This window comes from Mesorhizobium sp. M7D.F.Ca.US.004.03.1.1, assembly GCF_003998635.1.
GTDB classification, from domain to species: domain Bacteria; phylum Pseudomonadota; class Alphaproteobacteria; order Rhizobiales; family Rhizobiaceae; genus Mesorhizobium; species Mesorhizobium loti.
The window spans coordinates 1-2,123 of record NZ_RZQG01000979.1 but is presented as its reverse complement, the minus strand read 5'-3'; the positions used below and the strand labels follow the sequence as shown (position 1 = coordinate 2,123).

The following is a 2,123-nucleotide window of genomic DNA, read 5'->3' as shown; positions in this document are numbered from 1 at the left end:
TGGACAAGAGCCCCGACGCCTTTCGTACCATCAGCTCAAAACATAAAATTCGGCACAACAACGGCAGAGCCTAAGTAATTGATCCGGCAAGGTCAAGGACCGAAACCGGACCGTTCGGCACTTACCAGCGAACCAGAACAGCGCCCCAGGTGAAGCCGCCACCCATCGCTTCCAGGAGGACGAGATCGCCCTTCTTGATGCGGCCGTCGGCGACGGCCACCGAAAGCGCCAACGGCACGGAAGCTGCCGAGGTGTTACCGTGCAAATCGACCGTAACCACCACCTTTTGCTCGGCTATCCCGAGCTTCTTGGCGGAAGCGTCAATAATTCGTTTATTGGCCTGGTGCGGTACGAACCAGTCGAGATCGCCGGCTGATATACCGGCCTGCGAGAACGTCGCCTCGATGACGTCGGTGATCATGCCGACCGCATGCTTGAAGACTTCGCGGCCCTCCATCCGGAGGTGGCCGACCGTGCCCGTGGTCGACGGCCCGCCGTCGACAAAAAGCTTGTCCTTGTGGGTTCCGTCGGAGCGCAGGCTGGCCGCCAGGACGCCATGGTCGGCGATCGTGCCCGCGCCCTCGCCCGCTTCCAGGATCAAGGCACCGGCACCGTCGCCGAACAGCACGCAGGTCGAGCGGTCGCTCCAGTCGAGAATGCGCGAGAATGTTTCCGAGCCGATCACCAGGACGCGCTTGGCCTGGCCGCCACGGATGTAGAGATCGGCGGTGGCTACCGCATAGACGAAGCCGGAGCAGACCGCCTGCATGTCGAAGGCAAAGCCGTGATGCATGCCAAGCCGGTTCTGTATCTCGACAGCGGTGGCCGGAAATGTGTTGTTGGGCGTCGAGGTCGCCAGCACGATCAGATCGATGTCGGCGGGCGTAAGACCCGCATTGGCAAGTGCGGCACGCGCCGCCGCTTCTCCCAGCGAAGCCGTCGTCTCGTCATCACCTGCGATATGGCGCTGGCGAATACCGGTGCGCTGGGCGATCCACTCGTCGGAGGTTTCGACCATGCCTTCGAAATCGGCATTCTTCATGATTCGGCGGGGCAGCGCGGCGCCCGTGCCGCGCACGACTGATCTGATCAAAGTTCTTTCCTATTCCTTTGCGTCGGTAACGACGTCGGATTTCCTAGATGTCAGGGCATGCGGGTTGCGCGCATGGAACAGGTCCAGGTCGGCCTCGATGCGGTCGAGCAGATTGTTGCGTACCATGTCATAGCCAAGCTCGATCGCTGCGGCGAAACCGTCCGAATCTGCACCACCATGGCTCTTTACCACGATGCCGTTCAGCCCCAGGAAGACGCCGCCATTGGAGCGGCCGGGGTCCAGCTTCTCGCGCAAGCGATCAAAGGCGCCCTTGGCAAAGAGATAGCCGATCCTGGCCATCAACGTCCGGCTCATTGCCGCGCGCAGATAGCCGCTGACCTGCCTTACCGTACCTTCGGCCGTCTTCAGCGCGATGTTGCCGGCAAATCCTTCGGTGACAACCACATCGACCGCACCCTTGCCGATGTCGTCGCCCTCGACAAAACCATGATAGTTCATCGAGGCCATATTGGCTTCGCGCAGCATGCGCCCGGCCTCCTTGACCTCTTCCTGGCCCTTGATCTCCTCAACCCCAACATTGAGCAGACCGACGCTGGGCCGGGCAATGCCGAAGACCGAGCGCGCCATGCCGGTGCCAAGAATGGCAAAGTCGATCAGCTGATGCGCATCGGCGCCGATGGTGGCGCCGACGTCCAGCACCACGCTTTCGCCGCGCAATGTCGGCCAAAGTGCTGCGATCGCCGGGCGTTCGATGGTGGCCATGGTACGCAGGCAGAATTTCGACATCGCCATCAGCGCGCCGGTGTTGCCGGCCGAGATGCAGGCGTCCGCCGTGCCGGCCTTGACCGCTTCGACGGCCTTCCACATCGACGACTTCCAGCGGCCGTGGCGCAGCGCCTGGCTCGGCTTGTCGTCCATCCTGACCGCTATTTCGCAATGGAAGAACTCACTGACCTCGGCGAGTTTGGGAAACTTGGCGAGTTCCGGGCGCACGACCTCCTCACGCCCGTAGATGACGAAGCGGATGTCGGGACGGCGGGTCGCGACCGTCATGAGCGCCGGAATAACC

At 62.4% G+C, this 2,123-nt stretch carries 2 protein-coding genes; both read right to left on the bottom strand.

Going from position 1 to position 2,123, the window contains the following annotated elements:
- Positions 1-121: 121 nt before the first annotated feature.
- Positions 122-1,093, bottom strand: a complete 972-nt coding sequence (locus tag EN935_RS32720; protein ID WP_127263099.1) for a beta-ketoacyl-ACP synthase III — start codon at positions 1,091-1,093, stop codon at positions 122-124.
- A gap of 9 nt (positions 1,094-1,102) precedes the next feature.
- Positions 1,103-2,123, bottom strand: a 1,021-nt coding sequence (plsX, locus tag EN935_RS32715; protein WP_245489114.1) for a phosphate acyltransferase PlsX, incomplete at its 5' end; no start/stop codon positions are given.